The sequence below is a fragment of the Bradyrhizobium sp. Ash2021 genome, from assembly GCF_031202265.1.
GTDB lineage: Bacteria > Pseudomonadota > Alphaproteobacteria > Rhizobiales > Xanthobacteraceae > Bradyrhizobium.
In genome coordinates this window covers 862,502-884,407 of the sequence record NZ_CP100604.1, presented here as the reverse complement: position 1 = coordinate 884,407, position 21,906 = coordinate 862,502, and the positions used below count along the sequence as shown (strand labels likewise).

The window sequence follows — 21,906 nt, the reverse complement described above, 5'->3', positions numbered from 1 at the left end:
GCCGATCCGCTGCATCGCAACGTGGTCGGCTACGAGCCCATCGCCGGCTATGCGCGGACTGCAGCTCTCAATCCCGCTGCACGCAGTGTGGGCGAGCGAGAGATGTCTTCTTCGAACCGGCATCGCGGCTGAAATCCGCGCCTCAAATCCCCAGGTACCGGTGCTGCAGATCGGGCTCCGCGATCAACTGCGCCGAGGTCCCGCTCCACACCGCGCGCCCGCGCTCGATGATGTAATGCCGGTCGGCGATGCGGGCGAGGTTGCCGACGTTCTTGTCGATCACCAGCACCGATTGTCCCTGTGCTTTCAGCATCGACAGGCAGTTCCATATCTCCTCGCGGATCAGGGGCGCCAGGCCTTCGGTGGCTTCGTCGAGAATGAGGAGTTTTGGATTGGTCATCAGCGCGCGGCCGATCGCCAGCATCTGCTGCTCGCCGCCGGACAGCGTCACGCCCATATTGCTGCCACGTTCGGCCAGCCGCGGAAACAGCGCGTGGATCTTTTCGATGGTCCAGGGATCGGGACTGCCGAGGCGATTGCCGGACGCGGCGACCAGATTTTCGCGCACCGTCAGATTGGGAAAGATCTGGCGGCCTTCCGGCACCAGGCCGATGCCGAGCTTTGCAATCTTGTACGACGGGAGCGCGCGCACCTCCTGCCCGCCGAAGCGGATTTTTCCCGCGCGCGCCGGCGTCATGCCCATGATGGAACGGATGGTGGTGGTCTTGCCCATGCCGTTACGGCCCATCAGCGCGACCATCTCGCCGGCACGAATCGACAGCGACAGCCCGAACAGCACCTGGCTCAGGCCATAACAGGTTTCAATGCCGTCCACTTCCAAGAGGGTGTCAGCCTTAGTATCAGCCATGGGCCACCACCACGTGCTGATCGCCGAGATAGGCGCGTTTCACCTCTTCATTGTTGCGGATCGCATCGGGCCTGTCGCAGGCGATGACGCGGCCGTAAACGAGAACAGTGATGCGGTCGGCCAGCGCGAACACCGCTTCCATGTCGTGTTCGACAAGGACAATGGTGACTTCGCGCCGCAACTCCTTCAACAGTGCCACCATGCGCGCCGATTCGGTGATGCCGAGGCCCGCCATCGGCTCGTCCAGCAACAGCAATTGCGGCTTTGTCGCGAGCGCCACCGCAAGCTCCAGCTCGCGTTGCTCACCATGGCTCAATTCGGACACCGGCACGTCCGCGCGCGCTTCGAGCCCGACGCGCGTCAACGCAGAGCGCGCGGCGTCGCGCAGATGTTTTTCCTTGCGCGCATTGCCCCAGAAGCGGAACGAGTGGCCGTCATGCGCTTGCGCAGCAATCGCGACATTGTCGATCGCGGAAAAATCCGGCAGCAGCGAGGTGATCTGGAACGAGCGCGCCAGCCCGAGCCGGCTGCGCCGATAGGCGGGCTGCCGGGTAACGTCGCGGCCTGCGAAATGAATGGTGCCTGAGTTCGGCGCCAGTTGCCCGGTCAACTGGCTGATCAGCGTGGTTTTGCCGGCGCCGTTGGGGCCGATGATCGCGTGCAGCTCGCCGCTCATGACATCGAGCGACAGATTGTCGGTGGCGGTGATGCCGCCGAACCGCCGCACCAGCTTTTCGACGCGAAGCAAGGGATCAGCCAAAGAATCAACCAAGGCGCAACCTCCCGAGCAGGCCCATGATGCCGCCACGCGCGAACAGCACGATCAACAGCAGCAGCGGGCCCATGATCATCGCCCAGTATTCCGTGAACTGCGACAGCAATTCCTCCAGCACGAGATAGACGATGGCGCCGATCACAGGCCCGAACAGCGAGCCCATGCCGCCGAGGATTACCATCACCATCAGGTCGCCGGAGCGGGTCCAGTACATCACGGCCGGGCTGACGAAATCGGTGTTGTTGGCGAGCAGCGCGCCCGATAGTCCGCAGATGGTGCCGGCGATCACGAAGCAGACCAGCCGGTAGCGGTTGGCGTGAAAACCGATCGCCTGCATGCGCTGCTCGTTGGAGCGCACGCCCTGCACCACCATGCCGAAGCGCGAATTGATGATGCGCCACATCAGGTAAAGGCCGCCAAACAGGCAGCCGAGGCAGAGATAATAGAACTGCACGCGGTTCGACAGGTTGATCAGGCCGCCGAAATTGCTGCGCTTGTAGATGGTGAGACCATCGTCGCCGCCGTAACGCGACATGCCGGAGACGATGTAATAGGCCATCTGCGCAAAGGCCAGCGTGATCATGATGAAATAGACGCCGCGGGTGCGCAAGGAGAGCGCGCCGATCACGAGCGCGAACAGCGCCGATACCGCAAGCGCCACCGGCCACTGGATGAAGCCGGAGCCGATGCCCTCAAACGCGAGAATGCCGACTGCATAGCCGCCGATGCCGAGATAGGCGGCATGGCCAAAGCTCATCATGCCGCCATAGCCCATCATGAGATTAAGGCTGCTGGCTGCCAGCGCGAAGATCACAATCCTGGTAAACAGCGTCAGGATGAAGATGTTGCCGGTCAGTTGCGAATAGAGCGGCAGCAACAACAGGCCAATGGCGACGAGCGCCGCGACGACATTGCGGGGGGTGATCGGAAAAGTCATCGCCTGGCGGCCGGAAACAGCCCCTCCGGCCGCACCACCAGCACGATCGCCATCAGCAAATAGATCAGCATCGAGGACAGCGCGGGTGCCGCGGTCGACGCCGCAGCTCCGCTCAGAACCTTGCGCAGCAGATCAGGCAGGAATGCACGGCCGAGCGTATCGATCATGCCGACGAAGATCGCGGCCAGGAACGCGCCGCGGATCGAGCCGATGCCGCCGATCACGATGATGACAAAGGCGAGAATGAGGATGTTCTCGCCCATGCCGATCTGCACGGTGAGGATCGGCGCCTGCATCAGCCCGGCGAGACCGGCGAGTGCCGCGCCAAGCCCGAACACCAGCGTGAACAGCAATTTGATGTTGATGCCGAGCGCGCCGATCATCTCGCGGTTCGACGCACCGGCGCGGATCAGCATGCCCAGCCGGGTCCGCATCACCACGACATAAAGCAGCGCGGCCACCGCGAGTGCGGCGACGATGATCGACAGCCGATAGGCCGGATAATATACGCCGGGAATGATCTGGACCGGCACCGTCAGCCACGCCGGCAGCGGCAGCGCCAGACCCGCCGGACCCCAGATCAGCCGCACCGCGTCGTTGAAAAACAAAATCAGCCCGAACGTCGCCAGCACCTGGTCGAGATGATCGCGGCCGTAGAGATGCCTGAGCGCCACGAATTCCAGCGCCATGCCGAGCAACAGCGTGGCGCCGAGCGCCAGCAGCACGCCGAGCACAAAACTTCCGGTCCACGCCACGAAGGTCGCGGCGAAATAGGCGCCCATCATGTAGAGCGAGCCGTGCGCCAGATTCACAAAGTCCATGATGCCGAACACCAGCGTCAAGCCGGCCGCCAGCAGGAACAGCAGCAGGCCGAACTGCAATCCGTTCAACGATTGTTCGACGAGAACCAGCATGGATTCCTAAATCAGCTTGAAACAAAACAGCGGCAGCGCAGAAGCACCACCGCTCGTTGATCTCCCTCTCCCCGCTTGCGGGGAGAGGGTTGGGGTGAGGGGGACTCTCCACGGAGTTGGACTCGCGGAGAGTCCCCCTCACCCGGCGCTACGCGCCGACCTCTCCCCGCAAGCGGGGCGAGGTACGCAAACGACGAGCGCCGCAACGACAAAGCCCGCAATCACTTCATCGGGCATTTGTCGTGGAAGCGATCCTGGTCGTCCTTGACGATGGTCGCCACCGTCTTGAGCGAGAGCTGGCCGTCGGCGTCCTTGACCACGTCCTGCAGGTAGAAATTCTGGATCGGGATGTGGTTGTTGCCGTATTTGAACGGGCCGCGCAGCGACTTGAAGCTGGCCTTCTCCATCTCGGCCTTCATCGCGTCCTTTTTCGAGGTGTCGCCCTTCACGGCAACCACCGCACTGTTGATCAGCTGGGCGGCGTCATAGGCCTGGGCGCCGTAATAGGTCGGGCGCAAGCCCGGATATTTCTTGCGGTAGTCTTCGACGAACTTCTTGTTCTCGGCGTTCGGCAGGTCGTTGACCCATTCCTGCGCGCCGGGAATGCCGATCGCATTGTCCTTCTGCAGCGGCAACGACAATTCGTCGACGGTGAAGGCGGTATAGAGCGGGATCTGCGCCTTGATGCCGGCCTGCGCATACTGGTTGAGGAACTGGACGCCGGCCGCACCCGGATAGAACACGAAGATCGACTCGGCCTTCGAGTTTTTCGCCTTGGTCAGTTCGGCGGAGAAGTCGAGCTGGCTCGGCCACACCGTGTATTCCTCGCCGACCACCTCGCCCTTGAAGGTCGACTTGACGCCGGCCAGCATGTCCTTGCCGGCGGCATAGTTCGGGCCGATCAGAAACACCGACTTGACGCCCTTCTGGTTCATGTAGACGCCCATCGCCTGCGGCGTCTGGTCGTTCTGCCAGGAGGTCGAGAATACGTAGGGCGAGCACAATTCGCCGGCGAGCTGCGACGGTCCGGCGTTGGCCGAGATCAGGAAAGTCTGCGCGTCGACCGCGGTCTTCAGCGACGCCAGCAGCACGTTGGACCAGATATAGCCGGCAATGAAATCGACCTTGTCGGACTGCACCAGCTTTTCGGTCTTCTGCTTGCCGACATCCGGCTTCTGGCCGTCGTCCTCGTAGATCACCTCGACCGGCTTGCCGCCCATCTTGCGGCCCAGATGGTCGAGCGCGAGCTCGAACGAGTTGCGCATGTCGTTGCCGATGACAGCGGTCGGGCCGCTGAAGGTGGAGACAAAACCGATCTTGATGGTGTCCCCCGCGAGCGCAGGTTGCGCCAGCGCCAGCACCGTCGCGCCCGCCAGCCAGAATGCCGTTTTCATATTCTTTCCCCTCCTCGACTTATTGAAATATCCCGCGAGCCCGGGTGACCGCCGTCCGGGTGGCGCTGCCCGCGCCCCCGTCGTTCCGTTGGTCACGGTGACGTGTTTTGTGCGCGAAATCGCAAGTCCCCAGCAAGCCCGAACCGATGGCTCCCTTTAGAACCTTCGGCTCATACCCTAGCCGCCTGCACCATAATTCGCTGATGACGCGAAAGGCAAGAATTATAGTTCAGGTCGGTGGGTTGGGATTGTCGCAGTTTGCGGGATGCCCCTATCCGCAGGTCGGCTGCTACGGCCAACCGGGCGGGGAATCCTCAAAATCCTGCTGGCGGCCGTAAGCGTCGTGTCGAGAAGCGCGCGGGCGCACGTCAGCGCCTCGGGCATAGGCCGAGTGGTCAGATCAAATATTCCGCGCTCTCGATGATGTAAGGAACGTGGCGGAAATCCCGGATGGTCGCGACCTTGTCGGCCGACCAGTTCAGCAGCATGAAATATTTAGGTCCTGAGCCCGGCTGGTTGGGATCGAACACCAGGATGGCGGGACGGCCCTCCACCAGCCCCGGCACCAGGTGCCAGTCGGTGATCTTGTCGTAATTGCCGAAATAGCGGGAGACTTCGGCCTTGCCGTTCAGGCGGGTCTTGTTGACGAGATCGAGCCGCACGTCGTCGGCGATCATGGCGCGGATGGCGTCGAAATCCCGCGCGTTGAAATGCGCGACATAGGCGGACAGGCGTTTGCGATCGGCGTCCGACAATTTCGGGTGCGGCGCCTCCTCCGGTTCCTCGGCCAGTTCGCGCAGTTGCGTGCGTCCGCGATGCAGCGCAGCCTTTACTGCGGGAAGGCTGAAATCCATCACCTCGCAGACTTCCTGTAGCGAGCAGCCGAGCACGTCCATCAGGATCACGCTGGACCGCTGCGCGACCGGAAGCCGCATGAAGGTGCGAAGGCTGGCCGTTGCGATCTGACGGCTCAAGACGGGATCAAGCTGATCGGCGATCATGTCCAGTTCCTCGTCCGACTGGAGCGCCTGCTGCCGGTTGCGCCGGCGCAGGAAATCCAGCGCCGTATTGTGCGCGATCCGAAACAGCCAGCCCTCGGGATTGCCGATCGGGCCTTTGGTGGCGAACGCCTCCACCGCCTTGATCAGCGCATCCTGCAGCACATCCTCGCCATCGATCACCGAGCCGACCATGCGCGCGCAATAGCGATGCAGTTTTGGGCGCATCACTGCCAATAACTGGTCGATATCGTCGGTGGCCAACACTTCCAGGACCGGTTTCATTCTGCCTCAGGATTCACCCAGCATGCGATAATTGCCGACAATGGTAACGCCGCGGGGCACCGGAGGTTCGGCGCAACGCTCCCGAATCCCGCTCTGGAACGCCTGAAACGCCGCCAGTTTGGTCAATCCGCTGGAGCCGCCATCGGTCGTGGTCTCGACGAAATGGATGAACGTATCGTCCTCCAGACGCAGCGAAAGATAGCGGATGCCTTCCGGCTTGGCAGCCTTTAATTCCGCGAACACCGCCGCCACCAGCTCGGCATTGCCGTCGGCCGCCTCCGGCTTCGCCTTGTACCTGATCAGGGTCCGTTTCATCGCTGTCTCCCTTGTTCCGCGATACGATCATCGCCTCTCTGGCCAAGGACGTTTGGCACGACCAAAAGGATTCGGCCGCGCCAAAAATATTTCAGGCGTCGAGCGGGACGATGCCAAGGTCGCCCTTCATGCCGAACGCCACGCCCGTCGCGTAGGCGGGATCGGTGAGGATCGACACGACGTTGTCGCCGACCTTGCGCGGCGGCATCGGCGCCCCGAAGCCGGCGAGGAAGGTTTTGAGGCTGACGCCCTTGCTGCTCGCGTAAGCCTCGGCCGCGGTGCGCCCAAGCTCGGTGTCGCCGATGATCTGCTGCGGAACGATCGCCTGGAAGCGGATACCGAGATCGAGCCGCTTGGCCAGATCGTTGGCGTAGACCGCCATCAGCCACAGCATCCGTTTGGCGCCGGCATAGCTGCCGGACAGCGGCGAGCCGTTCAGCGCCGCGCCGCTGGAAGCGATGATCACGCGACTGCCGCGGGCTAAGGGAAGCCGCAGCGTTTCCTGCACCCAGTGAAAGCCGGCCTTGACGTCGACGTCCCACGCCCGGCTGAAATCTTCCCAGCTGAGTTCGTAAAGCGGGCCCATCGGCGGGGTCGCACCGGCGTTGAGCACGAGCACCGATGGTCGGATGTCGGAGAGAACGCCATGCGCAAGCGTTGCGTCGGTGACGTCGCCGCGAACCACGTTCACGCCGAGCCGTTTTGCGACTTCGTCGAGGCGCTCCGGGTCGCGCGCGACGACGGTCACCTGCGCCTTGCGGGCCACCAGCGCCTCGACGATGCCGAGCCCGAGCCCGCGGCTTCCGCCGGTCACGACGACCTTCTGTCCATCGAGAATATCCATGGCGATCGGTTCCTTTTCTTCAACACTGTTTCGGTTATCTTCAAGCACCCGGTCGATGCAGATCACCACCGGGTGCTCGGGCGACGCATCGCTCGTTCACGCCGCCAGGCCAGCTACCATCGCGGCGACCTGCCGTTCCGAGGCCTTCGGCGAGGACTCGAACTGTCGGCCGAAATCCGCCGCGAACGGATCCGGGAAGATGTATTCCTGCCCGGCCTCGATCCCGTCGAGGATCGCGAACGCCACGTCGCGCGGCGAGGTCTTCGGCATCGCAAGCTCGCGGCTCATGTCGGTATCGACGGGGCCGGCGTAGACGCCGAACACCGAGGTGCCCTGTGACCCGAGGAGTATACGCGCGGCCTGGGTCAGGGAATGGAGCGCGGCCTTCGAAGCGCTGTAGGTCGGGACAAAGGGGAGGTTGGTGAGGCCGGCCGCGGAGCCGATGTTGACGACCGCGCCGCCGCCGTTCCTGGCCAGCGTCGGTGCGAGGCACTGGAGCAGTTGCAGCGGCCCGAAGTAGTTCACCTCCATCTCGCGCCGGGCCTGGCCGATGACGATCGATTCCGCGATTCCGCCCATAAACGCCACACCGGCGTTGTTGAAGACGAGATCGACGTCCGAAGCCGCGTCCGCGGCCGCGCTGATCTGGTCCGCGTCGGTCACGTCGAGCCGCAGCAAAACGAGCCGCTCGTCACGCAGGTCGCGCAGCGCCTCCGGATTGCGCGCAGTAGCGTAGACCTTCCCAACGCCCCGGCTGAGCAACGCTTCCGTCAGTGCTCGCCCGATGCCGCGGTTGGCGCCCGTTACCAGGGCGACGGCTCCCTTGATTTTCCGTGCATTCATCGTCTTGTCCTTTCTTATCGCGTCTCGGTTCCAAGACGTTCGGTCTCAAGACGTCCGGCCATCGCAAAAGGATTCGGGTCGAACAAATAAATTTTCGGCCGCATCCTTTGCCTGTTCCGTCTCGTCTTCTCCGCGAGAGCGCCGCGAGAGGCGGCATCAAGACCAGCGGAGAAGGACGATGCAGGAAGGCTACGATCGCAGTGCGAAGAACTGGGTGCTCGGCGTTACATCGCTCGCATCCTTCATGATGGCGCTGGATGCGCTGGTCATCACCACCGCCTTTGCCACCATCCGCGCCGATTTCGGCGCTTCCGTCGAGACGCTGCAATGGGCGGTCAACGCCTTCAACCTGACCTTTGCCGTGCTGCTCCTGACCGGCGCCGCGCTCGGCGACCGGTTCGGGCGGCGGCGGACGTTTGCCGCGGGCATTGCGCTGTTCGTGCTGGCGTCGGCAGCCTGTGCACTGGCCGGCTCGGCCGGATGGCTGATCGCGGCCCGCGCCGGGCAAGGCGCCGGCGCCGCACTGGTGATGCCGCTGGCGATGGCGATCCTGAGCGGCGCATTCCCGAAGGAAGAGCGCGCGCGGGCGCTCGGCATCTTCTCGGGCGTCACCGGATTCGCGCTGATCGTCGGCCCGGCCATCGGCGGCTTCATCACCGAAAGCTTTGGCTGGCGCTGGATCTTCTGGATCAACCTTCCCATCGGCATGATCGCGATTGGCTTGGTGGTCGCCCGTTTGCGCGAAAGTCTCGGGCCGTCGGCAGCGCTGGACATCCCCGGATTGCTGCTGGTCGCGATTGCAGCGCTGGCGCTGGTCTGGAGCCTTCTGCGTGGCAATCTGGTGGGATGGACCAGTTCCGAGGTGATGAGTGCGCTCGTTGTGGGCCTGCTGTTCGCCGGCGCCTTCGTGGCCCGGGAATGGCGCGCGGCGGCGCCGATGGTACCGCTGCGACTGTTCGCATCGCGGTCATTTTCCGCCGCGCTGTCCGCGAGCTTCCTGTTTTACGCGGCGATGTACGGCGTGCTGTTCCTGCTGCCGCAATTTCTGCAGACGACGCTCGGCTCCGGCCCGCTCAGTGCCGGCCTTCGGCTGCTGCCCTGGACCGCGACGCTGTTCGTGACCGCACCGATCGCAGGCTCGGTCGTCAACAAATTCGGCGAACGGCCGCTGGTCGTGACCGGCTTGCTGATGCAGGCGATCGGGTTTGGCTGGATCGCCGCCATCGCGATGCCCGGGCTCGCCTATTCAGCACTGGTCGCGCCGTTGATCCTGGCCGGTGTCGGCGTGTCGATGGCGATGCCGGCGGCGCAGAACGCGATCCTGAGTTCGGTTGCCGTGACCGAAATGGGCAAGGCCTCCGGCGTCTTCAACATGGGGCGGTTTCTCGGCGGCATGTTCGGTATTGCAGCCCTGGTAGCCGTCTTCTCTGCAAGGGGGGCCGTCGATTCGGCCGCAAATTTCTCAACCGGCTTCGCCGCGGCGATGATGGTTGCGGCGGCTCTCTCGCTCGCAGGCGCGCTGGCCGGTCTATGCCTGCCAGCGCGGCAGCGCGTGGCCGGTGTGCAGGTGCCGCAGAAGGCCTGACACCAACCGCGATACGTTTTCGCTATCGGCCGATTGGCAAACCAACCTTGGACCAGACGCACAAATGCATACATAATCGAACGCACGGAGACATCTGAAACCGAGGTCGTATCCCATGACGAGCCCGCCGGCAGAACCCCATCACGTGGTGATCGTCGGCGCCGGTTTCGGCGGCCTAGAAGCCGCCTTCGGCCTGGCCGGCGCGCCGGTCAGGATCACGCTGATCGACCGCCGCAACCATCATTTGTTCCAGCCGCTGCTCTATCAGGTCGCGACCGCATCATTGGCGACCTCCGAGATCGCCTGGCCGATCCGCTATCTCTTGCGCGATCGGTCCGATGTCACGACCCTGTTCGCCAACGTCAATGGCGTCGACGCCGCGGCCAAGCGCGTACTGCTCGATGACGGCGACGCAGTGCCCTACGACACGCTGATTCTGGCGACCGGCGCGCGCCATGCCTATTTCGGCCACGACGAATGGGAGCCGTTCGCGCCCGGCCTGAAAACGCTGGAAGACGCCACCACGCTGCGGCGGCGCATCCTGGTCGCGTTCGAGCGCGCCGAACGCGAGACCGATCCGGAGCGGCGGGCGGCGCTGCTCACCTTTGTCATTATTGGGGCAGGCCCTACCGGCGTCGAAATGGCCGGCACCATCGCCGACCTGGCGAAAGACACGCTGCCGCCTGACTTCCGCAACATCGACACCAAGAAGGCGCGCGTGGTGCTGATCGAGGCAGGTCCCCGCGTGCTCGCAGGTTTTCCGGACGATCTGTCGGCCTATGCGCAAGCCTCGCTCGAAAGCATCGGCGTCGAGGTGGTGCTGGATAAGCCCGTCACCGAATGTACCGCCGATGGTGTGGTCTTTGGCGGCAACCGGCTGGAGGCCAAAACCATCGTCTGGGCCGCCGGCGTCCGTGCCTCGCGGGCCGCGGAGTGGCTGGGCGCACCGGCCGATCGCGCCCACCGCGTACAAGTGCTGCCGGATATGACGATACCCGGCCATCCCGATATCTTTGCCGTCGGCGACACCACGACGATTGCAGATGCTGACGGCAAGCCTGTGCCGGGCATCGCGCCGGCCGCCAAGCAGGAGGGCCGCTATGTCGCGGCCCTCATCAAGGCGCGGCTGAGCGGCGGCACGCTGCCGCCATTCCGCTACAAGCACGCCGGCAGCCTGGCGCAGATCGGCAAGCGCAAGGCCGTGATCGATTTCGGCTGGCTCAAATTGCGCGGCAATCTCGCCTGGTGGATCTGGGGCATCGCCCACATCTATTTCCTGATCGGGCTGCGCCACCGCCTCAGCGTCGCACTGAGCTGGCTCTGGATCCACGCCAGGGATCAACGCGCCGCGCGACTGATCACACAGGGCAGCAGCAAGATCACGCAGTGAAGCGTCAAGCTTCTCCGGCCATGGCCTGAATCCTGAGTGCGTGGAGAGTTAGGGTGAGAAGTTTGGAGTGTGGGCAAAGGCGCGACAGCGCCGTGCCCACCGTCTACCAACATTGGCATTCCAAATGGTGGGCACGCTTCGCTTTGCCCACCTACGACCTCACTTCACCAGTGAACACCCGCCATCCCCGATCGGCCGGAACGCCTGCTCCGCCGGAATCGTCGACACCAGTTTGTAATAATCATACGGATATTTCGATTCCTCCGGCTTCTTGACCTCGAACAGATACATCGGGTGAATCACGCGGCCGTCCTGGCGGATGGTGACGTCGCCGAACAATTTGTCCTTGCCCTTGAATTTCTTCATCTGCGGCACGGCGTCCTTGGCGTCATCGCTGCCGGTCGCCGCCACCGCATTGAGATAGGCGAGCGTGGAGGCATAGACGCCGGCCTGATTGCCGCTCGGCATCTTGCCGTTCATGCCCGGCCGCGCCGCGAAGCGTTTTGCGAAGGCGCGGGTGTCGTCGTCCATGTCCCAGTAGAAGGCTTCCAGCAGTTGCAGGCCCTGGGCCACCTTCAGCCCCATGCCGTGGACGTCGTTGACGAACAGCAGGAACGCCACCATGGTCTGGCCGCCCTGCTGGATGCCGAATTCGGCCGCCTGCTTGACCGCGTTGATGGTGTCGCCGCCGGCATTGGCAAGCCCAATCACCTTGGCCCTGGAAGTCTGCGCCTGCAGCAGGAAGGATGCGAAATCCGAGGTGCCGAGCGGATGCCGGGCTGAGCCCAGCACCTTGCCGCCGTGTTTCTCGATGTAATTGGTGGCCTCGGCCTCGATACCCTGGCCGAGCGCGTAATTCACCGTGACGAAATACCAATCCTTGCCGCCGCGCGCCATCATCGCCGCCGCGGTGGTGTTGCCGGTCGCCCAGGCGTCGTTGACCCATTGAATGGTGTTCGGCGAGCAGGCTTTTCCGGTCAGGTCGGAGCTTGCGGTCGATGAGGCCAGGAACGTCATGCGGGTGTCGCGCAGCAGCGAATTGATGGTGAGGCCCACCGCCGAATTCGGCACGTCGACGATGGCATCGACGTCGTCGACGTCGAGCCATTTGCGCGCGATCGCCGAGCCGACATCGGCCTTGTTCTGATGATCGGCATAGACGATCTCGACCTTGATGTTCTTGGCCCCGCCGGCAAAATCCTCCGCGGCCATGCGCGCGGCTTCCACCGAGCCCATGCCGTTGGTGTCCTGAAAGATGCCGGAGATGTCGTTGAGCACGCCGATGCGGACGACGTTACCGGAAATTTCGGCCTGCGCCGCGCCCCCTATCACGCATGTCGCGGCAAGCGCCACAACCCAATTCAAGCCTTTCATCGTTGTCCCTCCCCTTGATGGCGCGATCCCGTAAATTGCCGGGCGCGATCGCTGAAATCAGATCTGCCGTTCCGGCAGCCGCAGCACCAGGCCGTCGAGCTCCGGCGTGATCTTGATCTGGCAAGACAGCCGGCTGCCCGGCTGACGCGCCGAGGCGGTGCCGTCGAGCAGCGCATCCTCCTCGTCACCCATCGCGGCCAGCCGGCCAATCCACCGGTCATCGACATAGACGTGGCAGGTCGCGCACATGGCGTTGCCGCCGCACTCGGCCACGATCCCGTCGATGCCATGCCGGGTCGCCGCCAGCATGGCGCTCTCGCCGGGTTCGGCTTCGATGCGTTCGGTTCGGCTGTCGGGACGAATGAAGGTAATGATCGGCATGGTCCGGCCTCAGGCGGGGGTGAAAGTGACCGGCAGGCTTTCCAGCCCGCGCAGCGTGTTGTTGTAGCGGCGCTTCACCGGCCCTGATATCTCGATGGCCGCGACCTTGCGCGCCAGCGCCGCCAGCATCACCTCGCCTTCCAGCCGCGCCACCAATTGGCCGACGCACATGTGGACACCGCCGCCGAAGCCGACATGGCCCGAGGTCTTGCGGGTGATGTCGTAGCGATTGGGGTCGCTCCAGCGCCTGGGATCGCGGTTGGCGGCGCCGAGGAACATCAGCACCTTCTCGCCCTCGCCGATCCGGCAGCCGCCGATCTCGACCTCTTTGGTCGTGGTGCGGAAGAAGGTCTGCACCGGGCTTTCGAAGCGCACCGCCTCCTCGAACGCATTGCGCGCCAGCGATGGATCGCGGCGCAGCCGCGCAAATTCTTCCGGGAAACGCGCCAGACAATAGATTGCAGCACCGATGCCGTTGACCGTGGTGTCGATCCCGGCCGAGAGCAGCGAGCGCACCAGCAACGGCGCTTCGGCCGCGGTGATATCGCCGGCGTCGGCGCGGTCATGGATGCAGGCGCCGAACCCGCCAGGCGCGAGATTTTCGCGCTGGCATTGTTCGGCGACATAAGCCTGATGCGGCGCCGAGCGTTCGATGGCGTCCTGGCGCAGCTTGTTCGGCGGGCCAAACGCGTTGAACACCAGCCCCGCATAGGGCAGCAAGTTCTCGCGGCCCTCCTGCTTCAGGCCCATCGCGTCGGGAAATACCGACATCGGATAAGCCTCGGCGAGATCGGCGACGGCGTCAAAACTGCCCCGCGCCAGCAACTCGTCGACCTTGGCCTCGGCGGCCGCGGCAAAACCTTCGCGGAGCTGTTTCATCACCGCGGGCGACAATACCTTGCTGAGCACCGCGCGGGTCCGCGTATGCGCCGGCGGGTCAGCCTCGAGAATGATGCTCTGCGGCCGCCACGGCGTCTCCTTGGCAAAATCGCTTAAACCCACGCCGCGGCTGGAACAGAAGGTCAGGGGATCGTTGAGCACGGCGCAAACTTCGGCATAGCGCGCCACCGCGTACACGTTCCACTTGTCGAGATGCACGACGGGTCCGGCCTCCCGCAGCGCCTCGTGCGTCGGAAACGGATCCTCAAAGAATTCGATCGCAAACGGATCGACATCGAGGCCGGAAATGCCGGGTGAACCGTTGACCGCCGGACCGGCGCCGCCGTGCGACGCAGGTATGTTCGCTGCACTCATCGGGACCTCCCGAAGTTTGTTCTTGTAAGGAAGTTTAGTCTTGTAAAAGGCCGCCCTATGTCTCTACTTCTCGACCGCACCCCGTAACGACGATCAGGGATATGAGCAGCAGTCCGTCCCCCAGGAAGCCACGCCGGACGAAGCCGGCGGAAACCGCAGACGCCGATCATGGGCCCACGCTCGATCTCGATCGCTACGTTCCGGCCTTCGTCACCTTCATCGCCAACAAGCTCTCGAACAGCGCCACGACACTTTACCAGCGAAAATTCGGCGTCAATGTCACGGAGTGGCGGATCATGTCGCTGCTGGCGATCGAAGCGGGCATTCCCGCATCGCGTATCTGCCACGTGATTGGCTTCGACAAGGGTCCGGTGAGCCGTACGCTCGCGCTGCTGCAGAAACGCGGCCTCGTCGCGATCCGGACCGACCCGGACGATGGCCGCAGCCACTCGATCTCGCTGACGGCAAAAGGCCGCGCGACGCATGATAGAGTCATCATCGCGGCGCTCGATCGCGAACGCCGGTTGCTGTCCTGCCTGAACAAGGACGAACAGGAAGTCTTGATCGACCTGCTGCGACGCATCCACGAAAACCTCGGCGCCGTCACCGGTTAGACCGGTTCCTGGCCGCGCAGACGCGCCGCCGCGCGTATCGCGTACGGCAAGCATTCGCCCGGTTCCAGCTAGGCTGCGAAGCATCTTCCCTCCCCGAACAGGCGCGGCCGTTGACCGGCTCGTTGTTCATCTTCGGAAACGCTTGCACATATTAGTTGCCTTGGCAACAATAAACCCGAAGGCCGGCCATGGCGGTGAGCGCAGGCGGACCGGCGGCCGATCCGGAACCGGCCTCTCAGCTCACCCCGCGCAGCCGATCCATTCGGCCGACGCATCATCGTCCAGCGTCGCCACCGCACCGGCGCGCCGGGTCAGCACCGCGCGCTGGTTGATGTAGCCCTTGTCGGTGATCTCGCCGCCATCGACCGACGCCGGTTCGGCCAGCAGCAGCGCCCGCGTCGCGTGACCGGAGGAGTTTCCGCTTTGCGTTTTTAGCTTTGCGAGGCCTTGTGCGAAGGCGGCACGAACTCTTTCGTGGCCGATCACATCCTTCACGTCGGCGCTATCGGACAAGCCAGCATGAGCGCGGCAGGCGGCAATATTCGGAAACACCATGAAGCGCACCTCGTCGCCGCCATGGCCGGTCACGACGATATCCTGCGCCAGCGGCGCCAGCGCCGATATGCCCGCGACGCGCAGGGTGCCGACGCTGACCCAGGTGCCGGAATTCAGCTTGAAATCCTCGGCGACGCGGCCGTCGAAGAACAATCCGAGTTCCGGGCGCGCCGGATCGGCAAAGGTGACGGCATCGCCGATCAGATAGAAGCCGTCACTATCGAACGCCTGCGCAGTTAGTTCCGGCGCCTTCCAGTAGCCCGGCGTGACGTTGGGACCGCGCACGCGCACCTCGAGCTTGTCGCCGGAAGGCACCAGTTTTAGTTCGGTGCCGGGGATCGGTACCCCGATATTGCCGGATCGCTTGGCCTGGAAGTGGCAGTCGGTCGCGAGCGGCGAGGTTTCGGTCGAGCCCCAGGCCGACACCATCGGCAGCGCGCGGCCGCTGGTTTTGACCGAAAGCTCTTCCAGCGCGTCCCAGAGATTCTGCGGCAACGCCGCACCCGCATAGAACGCGAATTTCACTTCGCCGAAAAAACGGCGGCGCAGTTCGTCGTCGCCGCGCAGCGCCGCGATCAGCATATCGAAGCCGCGCGGCACGTTGAAATAGACCGTCGGCATCACGCTGCGCAGGTTCGCCAGCGAGGTTGCAAACAGCCCCGGCGCGGGCTTGCCGCCGTCGACATAGAGCGTGCCGCCATTGCGCAGCACCAGGTTGAAATTGTGGTTGGCGCCGAACGTATGGCTCCACGGCAGCCAGTCGAGAATCACGAGGTCGCGCGCCGCCTCAAGGAACGCCCAGGTCTGCGCCTTGGCCTGCTGGCTCGAGGTCAGCATGCGCTGGGTGTTGATCACGGCTTTTGGCGTGCCGGTCGAGCCCGAGGTGAACAGGAATTTGGCAATCGTATCCGGCGTCACCGCCGCAAAAGCCTGTTCGACGGCGGGCGTTTCCGGTGTCGCCGCGATCGTACGAAACAGGATCGCGTCGGCGTCCGCAGCGTTGCCGCTGATGATCCTGGCCGAATGCAGCGGCTGGATCGCCGAAAGCGCCGCCGCAAACGGCTTTGTGCCGGACACATAGATCGCGCCCGGCTGCAGCAGCGTGATCATGCTTTTGAGCTTGTCGAAATCTTTCGACATCAGCGAATAGGCCGGTGAGATCGCCGCCGAGGGCACGCCGACATGCTGGGCGGCCAGCGCGAACAGCGCGTGATCAATGCCGTTGTCCGCCAGGATCACCAGCGGCCGTTCGGCGCTCAACCCCTGCGCCAGGATCCAGGCGGCGGCCGCGCGCACCTGGCCGACGGCTTGCCTGTAGGTGACGGTGGTCCATGGCGCACCGACGCTTGCGCGCTCGCCGAGAAATATCCGGTCCGGCGTTTGCGCGGCCCAATGCTCCAGCCAGTCGCCGACGCAGCGCGCGCATTCACGGAGCGGCATGGTCGATTTCAGCACGATGCTGCCGTCGGCGCGGCGGTCCGCGACGATCGCGGGTGTTGCAAACAGGGCTTCGGGATCATCGCGACGGGCAGCTAAAGACGTCATGGGTTTCCTCGGGACCTACCCTCTTCGAACGGGGCATGGTTTTGCTCTACGCGAGAAACGCACAGCGCGGCAATGTGTCAACGCGCGCCGGGGATGCTGCCACCTCAGGGACGGCACTGCCTACAAAATGAGCAGTTCGGTTTGGGCGGCATGCCCTCGCCATTTCCCGATAATTGGCTTAAGCATCTGATCCGACAAAATGATTTCTATCCCTCGGGCTGCATCGATAATGTACACAATGGCACATCGCTTGCTTCAATCGGGGTGGATAGTTCTCGCTGCAAAGCCGTCCGCCATGACGCGCTTCCGCCAGCCAACGGACGGGGCACCCATTGACTGAAACCGTCGCTGCGATCGTCGCCGCGCATCGCGCCGGCACCACAACGCCCGCGCAGACCGTCGCGCGCAGCTATGCGCGCATCCGCGACTACAACGATCCGGCCGTGTTCATCAGCCTGCGCGACGAGAAGGACGCGCTTGCGGAAGCTGACGCATTGTCGAAGAAGGATGCAGCGCAGCTTCCGCTTCTTGGCGTGCCGGTCGCGGTGAAGGACAATATCGACGCACTGGGTATGCCGACCACCGCCGCCTGCCCGGCATTTGCCTATTCGCCGGCGCATGATTCGACCGCGGTCGCGAAATTGCGCACGGCCGGCGCCATCATCATTGGCAAGACTAATCTCGACCAGTTCGCCACCGGGCTCGTCGGCGTGCGCTCGCCCTATGGCATTCCGGTCAATCCGATGCGCGGCGATCTGATCCCGGGCGGATCGAGTTCGGGATCCGCAGTGGCGGTTGCCGCTGGCCTCGTGCCGCTGGCGCTCGGTACCGACACCGCGGGAAGCGGCCGGGTGCCGGCGATGCTCAACAATATCGTCGGCTTGAAACCGAGTCTTGGGCTGATCTCGACCGCCGGCGTGGTGCCGGCCTGCCGGACGCTGGATTGTATTTCGGTGTTCTCGCTCACCGTCGATGACGCCATGACCGCGCTATCGGTCATGGCCGGGTCCGACGGCGCCGATCCGTTTTCGCGCAACCGGCCGCTGGCGAATATGACCGCGTTTCCCGGCAATCTCCGGCTCGGAATCCCGCGCAACGGCCAATTGATCTTCTTCGGCGACAAGGCCTCCGAGAAGGCCTATGGCGAGGCGCTGCAGCGCTGGACCTCGCTCGGCGCGACCCTGGTCGAATTCGATCTCGAGCCGTTCTACGAGACCGCGCGGCTGCTCTATGAGGGACCGTGGGTTGCCGAACGCTATCTGGTGATCCGCAACATGCTGGCATCGTCGCCGGATTCGATTCACCCGGTCACGCGCGAGATCACCGCGGCGGGCGCGCGGCTGACCGCCGCCGACACCTTTGCGGCACTCTATCGCCTGCAGGCGCTGCGCCGCGTCGCGGAGCGCGCATTTACAAGTCTCGACGCCGTCGTGCTGCCGACCGCGCCGACCGCCTACTCCACCGCGCAGGTGCTGGCCAATCCGGTCGAGCTCAATTCCAGGCTCGGCACCTACACCAATTTCGTCAATTTGCTCGACCTCTGCGGACTGGCGCTGCCGGCGGCGATGCGGCCCGACGGCATTCCGTTCGGCATCACGCTGTTGGCACCGGCGGGCCACGACGCCCAGCTCGCCAGCATCGGGCGGGTGTTTCACGCCGATACAAAACTGAAGATGGGGAGTAAGTGCTTGACGCAGCCGCCGCTGGCGGCGGTGCCGTCCGGCGTGAACGGCGACGAAATTGCCATCGCAGTGGTCGGCGCGCATCTCTCCGGGATGGCGCTGAACGGCGAATTGAAGACACTCGGCGGCCGCCTGCTCGAGGAAGCCGCGACCGCGCCGGACTACACGCTCTATGCGCTGAGCACGACGCCGCCGAAGCCCGGCATGCTCCGTGTCGAGCCGGGCAAGGGATATCAGATCGAACTCGAACTTTGGGCTTTGTCGGCGGCCGCATTCGGAAAATTCGTCGCCGCGATTCCGCCGCCGCTGTCGATCGGCACGATACGGCTGGCGGATGGCCGCGATGTGAAGGGGTTTCTCGTCGAGCCCTTAGCGATCAACGGTGCGCGCGACATTTCGTCGTTCGGTGGCTGGCGCGCGTTCATGGCGGAGAAGGCGGTGGTTTGATCGTCATTGCGAGCGAAGCGAAGCAATCCATCTTGCGGCACAAAGAAGGAATGGATTGCTTCGTCGCGGAGCCTGTCATCGGGCGCGCGTTCGCGCGACCCGTTGGCTCCTCGCAATGACGGGATCGTATGGTGCCTACACCGACACCGCGTAGAGCTCATACTCCCCGCGCACCAGTTCGATATGCGCGCGCATCGCGGCCGCGGCGCCGGTCTTGTCGCCGCGCAGGATCGCGACCACGACGCGGTCGTGCTCGGCATGGGATTTCGCCAGACGTCCGAGGTTGCGGAACTGGGCGCGGCGAAACGGCTGCACCCGCACCCGCGTCGCCAGGGTGATTTCGGCGATATAGCCATTCTGCGAACCGGCATAGATCGCGTTATGAAAGCGCTCATTGACCTCGTGAAAGCGGTCGGGATTGCCGGTGTAGCTCAGCACCCGCAATTCCTCATGGATCGCTTCCAGGCCGTGGCGATCCGCGGGCGACATCCGTTCGGCGGCGAGGCCTGCGCACATCGCCTCCAGCTCCGCCATCGCCTCGAACATGCCGGTCAGCCGCTCGATCGAGGGCCGCGCCACCACCGCGCCGCGATGGGCGCGGGCATCGACCAGGCCGCTCGCCGCCAACTGGCGCAGCGCCTCGCGCACCGGCGTGCGCGAGACGTTGAAACGTTTGGCAATGTCGGTCTCGTCAAGGGCGGCCCCCGGAGCCAGCGCGCCGCGCACGATCTCGTCGGCGAGTTGCAGCCGCAATTCCTCGGCGCGGGTGATCTTGTCCGGTTGCGGCGACGCGCGATCGACGCGCCGAACCACGACTTCGGGTTCGGAGCCTGACGGCGGAGACGCTTGCGTCGGAAGATCGTCCAGACTCATGCCTTCGGATCCTTCGGTTCATCGATGATGCTGACATGGGCGGCGACGATTCTCCAGCCCTCCGGAAACCGCATCCAGGTCTGCATCTGCCGCCCCACCCGGCCCGGCGCGCCGTCGCGACGGAACAGCGTGGAAGCCACCGCCGTATCGCGGCCATAGCTGGTGATGACGGTCTTGTCGGTCTTGCGCATCAGCCCCACGGGCGAACGTGCCGCGCGAAATGCCATGATCGCGTCATAGCCGTAGAGATTTTCGCCGATGCCGTAGCGCAGCGTGCGCGAATCCTTGCGGAACAGTTCGTCGAGCACGGCGACGTCGTTCGACACCAGCGCCTTCTCGTAACGCGCGAACTGCGCGGTCACTTCGGCCAGTACGTCGGGCAGATCGATTTCCATTTCTCTATAATCCTCTCGGCGAAGGTGCCGCGGCGACGCCCATGCGCTCCAGCGCGTAAGCCACGCGCAACGCGATGTCTTCCCGCCAGGGTGCGGCGATGATCTGGACGCCGATCGGCATCGGCTCCAGCGGCACCGGCACCGCGACCACGGGCAGGCCGATGAAGGAGATCGGCTGGGTGTGAATGCCGATATTGGCGCGCACCGGCAATTCGACGCCATCGAGCACGAAATTCACCTGTCCAAGTTTTGGCGCGACGCAGGGCGTGGCCGGCGCGATGATCACGTCAACCGACTTGAACAGCTCCAGCACCTGGGCGCGGTACCAGCGCCGGAATTTTTGGGCGCGATCGACCAGTGGCGCGGGAACCATGGCGCCTGCGATCAATCTGTCACGCACCGCCGGATCGAAATCGTTCGGTCGCTTGCGCAGGCGGTCGAGATGCAGCGAAGCGCCTTCGGTGGTGGAGATGACATAGGCTGCGGCGCGGGCGCGTGCGGCTTCGGGGATTTCAACGATCCGCGTGGCGCCAAGCGCCTTAGCGACGCGGGCGACGGCCTCGACGGCTTCCGGAAAAACGTTCTGCTGAAAATAGCCGCCGGCGATCGCGACCCGCAGGCTCCCGATGTCCTGCGCCAGCAATGGCGCGACCTGTTCGACCGGCCGCGTCGTACAGGCCGCGTCGGCGGCGTCGGGTCCCTGCATCGCATCATAGGCCAGCGCGAGATCGCCGACATGGCGCGCGAACGGGCCGAGATGGTCAAAACTTGCGACAAACGGAAACGACCTTGCGCGCGACAGCCGGCCGTAAGTCGGTTTCAAGCCAAAGATGCCGCAGAACGACGACGGCACCCGGATCGAGCCATTGGTGTCGGACCCGAGCGCCAGCGGCACCAGGGCGCCACCGACCGCGCTGCCGGAACCGCCGGAAGAGCCACCGGTCATCCGCGTCGGATCGTGCGGATTGCGTGACGGGCCGTCATGCACATTCTCGCCGGTGAAGTCGTAAGCGTATTCGCCCATGTTGAGCGCGCCGACCAGCACGGCCCCTGCCGCTTCCAAACGCTCGATCAGCGTTGCGTCACGCGATGAAGGCTTGAGGTCGCGGTTGATCTTCGATCCGGCGCGAGTCGGCAATCCCTGCACGTCGAACAGGTTTTTCACCGCGAATGGTACACCGGCGAGCGGGCCGACTTTCTCCCCCGCCGCGATCGCAGCATCGACGGCGCGCGCTTTGGCGCGGGCGCGATCGGCGGTGACGTCGGTGAAGGAATTAAGAACGGAGTCATGCCTGGCGATCCGCGCCAGCGCCGCTTCGGTCGCGGCGAGTGCCGACAGCTTGCCGCTTCCGACCGCTTGCGCGGTTTCAGCGGCCGACAATGCCTCGGGTTTTTCGGTCATCGCGATGTCAGGCTGTATAGACACTGGCCGGCTCGGTTTCGTCGGGCAATGCAAATTCATCGACCAGCCGCGCCAGCCTCAGCGACACCTGGAGATTGGCCTTGACCGCCGGCCGCCAGGCCTCCTCGACCGGTAGCGCCAGCGCCTTCGAGACGGCGTCGATATATTCATCCAGCGGATCGGCTGCCATCACTCTCCCAATCAAACTTCTTGTTTGAGCATGATCTTGTGGGAAA

Annotated in this window: 21 protein-coding genes; 4 read left to right on the top strand and 17 right to left on the bottom strand. The window is 64.3% G+C overall.

Annotated elements, in window-relative coordinates:
• Window positions 1–142 precede the first annotated feature (142 nt).
• The 9 genes from NL528_RS04115 to NL528_RS04075 all read right to left on the bottom strand — a co-directional run bounded on the left by NL528_RS04115 (window position 143) and on the right by NL528_RS04075 (window position 8,173).
• Entirely contained in the window at window positions 143–868 is a 726-nt protein-coding gene (locus NL528_RS04115; protein ID WP_309181442.1) for an ABC transporter ATP-binding protein, read from the bottom strand.
• On the bottom strand, window positions 861–1,628 hold the full coding sequence (locus NL528_RS04110; protein ID WP_309184797.1) for an ABC transporter ATP-binding protein: 768 nt from the start codon (window positions 1,626–1,628) through the stop codon (window positions 861–863). Before NL528_RS04110 ends, NL528_RS04115 begins: the two co-directional genes overlap by 8 nt.
• A 4-nt stretch (window positions 1,629–1,632) precedes the next feature.
• Window positions 1,633–2,580 (bottom strand): branched-chain amino acid ABC transporter permease, encoded by a 948-nt coding sequence (locus NL528_RS04105; protein ID WP_309181441.1) that lies wholly within the window; start codon window positions 2,578–2,580, stop codon window positions 1,633–1,635.
• Window positions 2,577–3,494: a branched-chain amino acid ABC transporter permease gene (locus NL528_RS04100; RefSeq protein ID WP_309181440.1), complete on the bottom strand. Its 918-nt coding sequence runs from the start codon at window positions 3,492–3,494 to the stop codon at window positions 2,577–2,579. Before NL528_RS04100 ends, NL528_RS04105 begins: the two co-directional genes overlap by 4 nt.
• Before the next feature lie 221 nt (window positions 3,495–3,715).
• Window positions 3,716–4,888: an ABC transporter substrate-binding protein gene (locus NL528_RS04095; protein ID WP_309181439.1), complete on the bottom strand. Its 1,173-nt coding sequence runs from the start codon at window positions 4,886–4,888 to the stop codon at window positions 3,716–3,718.
• Between the two features lie 395 nt (window positions 4,889–5,283).
• Entirely contained in the window at window positions 5,284–6,171 is an 888-nt protein-coding gene (locus NL528_RS04090; protein WP_309181438.1) for a sigma-70 family RNA polymerase sigma factor, read from the bottom strand.
• 6 nt (window positions 6,172–6,177) lie between these two features.
• Window positions 6,178–6,486 (bottom strand): hypothetical protein, encoded by a 309-nt coding sequence (locus tag NL528_RS04085; RefSeq protein ID WP_309181437.1) that lies wholly within the window; start codon window positions 6,484–6,486, stop codon window positions 6,178–6,180.
• A 91-nt stretch (window positions 6,487–6,577) separates the two neighbouring features.
• Window positions 6,578–7,330 (bottom strand): SDR family oxidoreductase, encoded by a 753-nt coding sequence (locus tag NL528_RS04080; RefSeq protein WP_309181436.1) that lies wholly within the window; start codon window positions 7,328–7,330, stop codon window positions 6,578–6,580.
• A 96-nt stretch (window positions 7,331–7,426) separates the two neighbouring features.
• Window positions 7,427–8,173, bottom strand: coding sequence for an SDR family oxidoreductase (locus tag NL528_RS04075; RefSeq protein ID WP_309181435.1), 747 nt, complete (start codon window positions 8,171–8,173; stop codon window positions 7,427–7,429).
• A gap of 178 nt (window positions 8,174–8,351) precedes the next feature.
• Here NL528_RS04075 and NL528_RS04070 point away from each other — a divergent pair, with 178 nt between their 5' ends.
• Both NL528_RS04070 and NL528_RS04065 read left to right on the top strand, forming a co-directional pair.
• Window positions 8,352–9,758 (top strand): DHA2 family efflux MFS transporter permease subunit, encoded by a 1,407-nt coding sequence (locus NL528_RS04070; protein ID WP_309181434.1) that lies wholly within the window; start codon window positions 8,352–8,354, stop codon window positions 9,756–9,758.
• 115 nt (window positions 9,759–9,873) lie between these two features.
• Window positions 9,874–11,148, top strand: a complete 1,275-nt coding sequence (locus NL528_RS04065; protein ID WP_309181433.1) for an NAD(P)/FAD-dependent oxidoreductase — start codon at window positions 9,874–9,876, stop codon at window positions 11,146–11,148.
• 159 nt (window positions 11,149–11,307) lie between these two features.
• On the opposite strand, the gene NL528_RS04060 is transcribed toward NL528_RS04065, so the two are convergent.
• From NL528_RS04060 to NL528_RS04050, 3 genes are read right to left on the bottom strand one after another with little or no spacing between them, the layout of a single operon-like run.
• A complete protein-coding gene (locus NL528_RS04060; RefSeq protein ID WP_309181432.1) occupies window positions 11,308–12,522 on the bottom strand; it encodes an ABC transporter substrate-binding protein in 1,215 nt (404 codons plus the stop codon).
• Window positions 12,523–12,579: 57 nt separating this feature from the next.
• Window positions 12,580–12,903, bottom strand: coding sequence for a 2Fe-2S iron-sulfur cluster-binding protein (locus NL528_RS04055; RefSeq protein ID WP_309181431.1), 324 nt, complete (start codon window positions 12,901–12,903; stop codon window positions 12,580–12,582).
• Window positions 12,904–12,912: 9 nt separating this feature from the next.
• Complete coding sequence (locus tag NL528_RS04050) at window positions 12,913–14,157, bottom strand: cytochrome P450 (protein WP_309181430.1); 1,245 nt, start codon at window positions 14,155–14,157, stop codon at window positions 12,913–12,915.
• 101 nt (window positions 14,158–14,258) lie between these two features.
• On the opposite strand from NL528_RS04050, the gene NL528_RS04045 reads away from it, so the two are divergent.
• Window positions 14,259–14,771 carry a MarR family transcriptional regulator gene (locus NL528_RS04045; protein WP_309181429.1) on the top strand — a complete coding sequence of 171 codons (513 nt, stop codon included), beginning with the start codon at window positions 14,259–14,261 and terminating at the stop codon, window positions 14,769–14,771.
• A 240-nt stretch (window positions 14,772–15,011) separates the two neighbouring features.
• Here NL528_RS04045 and NL528_RS04040 read toward each other — a convergent pair whose 3' ends face one another.
• Entirely contained in the window at window positions 15,012–16,871 is a 1,860-nt protein-coding gene (locus NL528_RS04040; RefSeq protein ID WP_309181428.1) for a feruloyl-CoA synthase, read from the bottom strand.
• A gap of 332 nt (window positions 16,872–17,203) precedes the next feature.
• Here NL528_RS04040 and atzF point away from each other — a divergent pair, with 332 nt between their 5' ends.
• Window positions 17,204–19,000: an allophanate hydrolase gene (gene atzF, locus NL528_RS04035; protein ID WP_309181427.1), complete on the top strand. Its 1,797-nt coding sequence runs from the start codon at window positions 17,204–17,206 to the stop codon at window positions 18,998–19,000.
• Window positions 19,001–19,135: 135 nt separating this feature from the next.
• Here the strand turns inward: atzF and NL528_RS04030 are convergent, their stop codons facing one another.
• Genes NL528_RS04030 through NL528_RS04015 form a run of 4 tightly spaced genes read right to left on the bottom strand, consistent with a single transcriptional unit; the run spans window position 19,136 to window position 21,860 of the window.
• Complete coding sequence (locus tag NL528_RS04030; protein WP_309181426.1) at window positions 19,136–19,873, bottom strand: GntR family transcriptional regulator; 738 nt, start codon at window positions 19,871–19,873, stop codon at window positions 19,136–19,138.
• Window positions 19,870–20,268, bottom strand: a complete 399-nt coding sequence (gene hpxZ / locus NL528_RS04025; RefSeq protein ID WP_309181424.1) for an oxalurate catabolism protein HpxZ — start codon at window positions 20,266–20,268, stop codon at window positions 19,870–19,872. Before hpxZ ends, NL528_RS04030 begins: the two co-directional genes overlap by 4 nt.
• Window positions 20,269–20,272: 4 nt before the next feature.
• The gene (locus NL528_RS04020; RefSeq protein WP_309181423.1) at window positions 20,273–21,670 is read right to left on the bottom strand and encodes an AtzE family amidohydrolase; all 1,398 of its coding nucleotides are present in this window, start codon (window positions 21,668–21,670) and stop codon (window positions 20,273–20,275) included.
• Between the two features lie 7 nt (window positions 21,671–21,677).
• The gene (locus NL528_RS04015) at window positions 21,678–21,860 is read right to left on the bottom strand and encodes a DUF4089 domain-containing protein (RefSeq protein ID WP_309181422.1); all 183 of its coding nucleotides are present in this window, start codon (window positions 21,858–21,860) and stop codon (window positions 21,678–21,680) included.
• Window positions 21,861–21,906: the final 46 nt, after the last annotated feature.

Coding starts and splice junctions, on each gene's coding strand:
- NL528_RS04115 (WP_309181442.1), bottom strand. CDS start 868: ATGGCTGATACTAAGGCTGACACCCTCTTGGAAGTGGACGGCATTGAA.
- NL528_RS04105 (WP_309181441.1), bottom strand. CDS start 2,580: ATGACTTTTCCGATCACCCCCCGCAATGTCGTCGCGGCGCTCGTCGCC.
- NL528_RS04100 (WP_309181440.1), bottom strand. CDS start 3,494: ATGCTGGTTCTCGTCGAACAATCGTTGAACGGATTGCAGTTCGGCCTG.
- NL528_RS04095 (WP_309181439.1), bottom strand. CDS start 4,888: ATGAAAACGGCATTCTGGCTGGCGGGCGCGACGGTGCTGGCGCTGGCG.
- NL528_RS04090 (WP_309181438.1), bottom strand. CDS start 6,171: ATGAAACCGGTCCTGGAAGTGTTGGCCACCGACGATATCGACCAGTTA.
- NL528_RS04085 (WP_309181437.1), bottom strand. CDS start 6,486: ATGAAACGGACCCTGATCAGGTACAAGGCGAAGCCGGAGGCGGCCGAC.
- NL528_RS04080 (WP_309181436.1), bottom strand. CDS start 7,330: ATGGATATTCTCGATGGACAGAAGGTCGTCGTGACCGGCGGAAGCCGC.
- NL528_RS04075 (WP_309181435.1), bottom strand. CDS start 8,173: ATGAATGCACGGAAAATCAAGGGAGCCGTCGCCCTGGTAACGGGCGCC.
- NL528_RS04070 (WP_309181434.1), top strand. CDS start 8,352: ATGCAGGAAGGCTACGATCGCAGTGCGAAGAACTGGGTGCTCGGCGTT.
- NL528_RS04065 (WP_309181433.1), top strand. CDS start 9,874: ATGACGAGCCCGCCGGCAGAACCCCATCACGTGGTGATCGTCGGCGCC.
- NL528_RS04060 (WP_309181432.1), bottom strand. CDS start 12,522: ATGAAAGGCTTGAATTGGGTTGTGGCGCTTGCCGCGACATGCGTGATA.
- NL528_RS04055 (WP_309181431.1), bottom strand. CDS start 12,903: ATGCCGATCATTACCTTCATTCGTCCCGACAGCCGAACCGAACGCATC.
- NL528_RS04050 (WP_309181430.1), bottom strand. CDS start 14,157: ATGAGTGCAGCGAACATACCTGCGTCGCACGGCGGCGCCGGTCCGGCG.
- NL528_RS04045 (WP_309181429.1), top strand. CDS start 14,259: ATGAGCAGCAGTCCGTCCCCCAGGAAGCCACGCCGGACGAAGCCGGCG.
- NL528_RS04040 (WP_309181428.1), bottom strand. CDS start 16,871: ATGACGTCTTTAGCTGCCCGTCGCGATGATCCCGAAGCCCTGTTTGCA.
- NL528_RS04030 (WP_309181426.1), bottom strand. CDS start 19,873: ATGAGTCTGGACGATCTTCCGACGCAAGCGTCTCCGCCGTCAGGCTCC.
- hpxZ (WP_309181424.1), bottom strand. CDS start 20,268: ATGGAAATCGATCTGCCCGACGTACTGGCCGAAGTGACCGCGCAGTTC.
- NL528_RS04020 (WP_309181423.1), bottom strand. CDS start 21,670: ATGACCGAAAAACCCGAGGCATTGTCGGCCGCTGAAACCGCGCAAGCG.
- NL528_RS04015 (WP_309181422.1), bottom strand. CDS start 21,860: ATGGCAGCCGATCCGCTGGATGAATATATCGACGCCGTCTCGAAGGCG.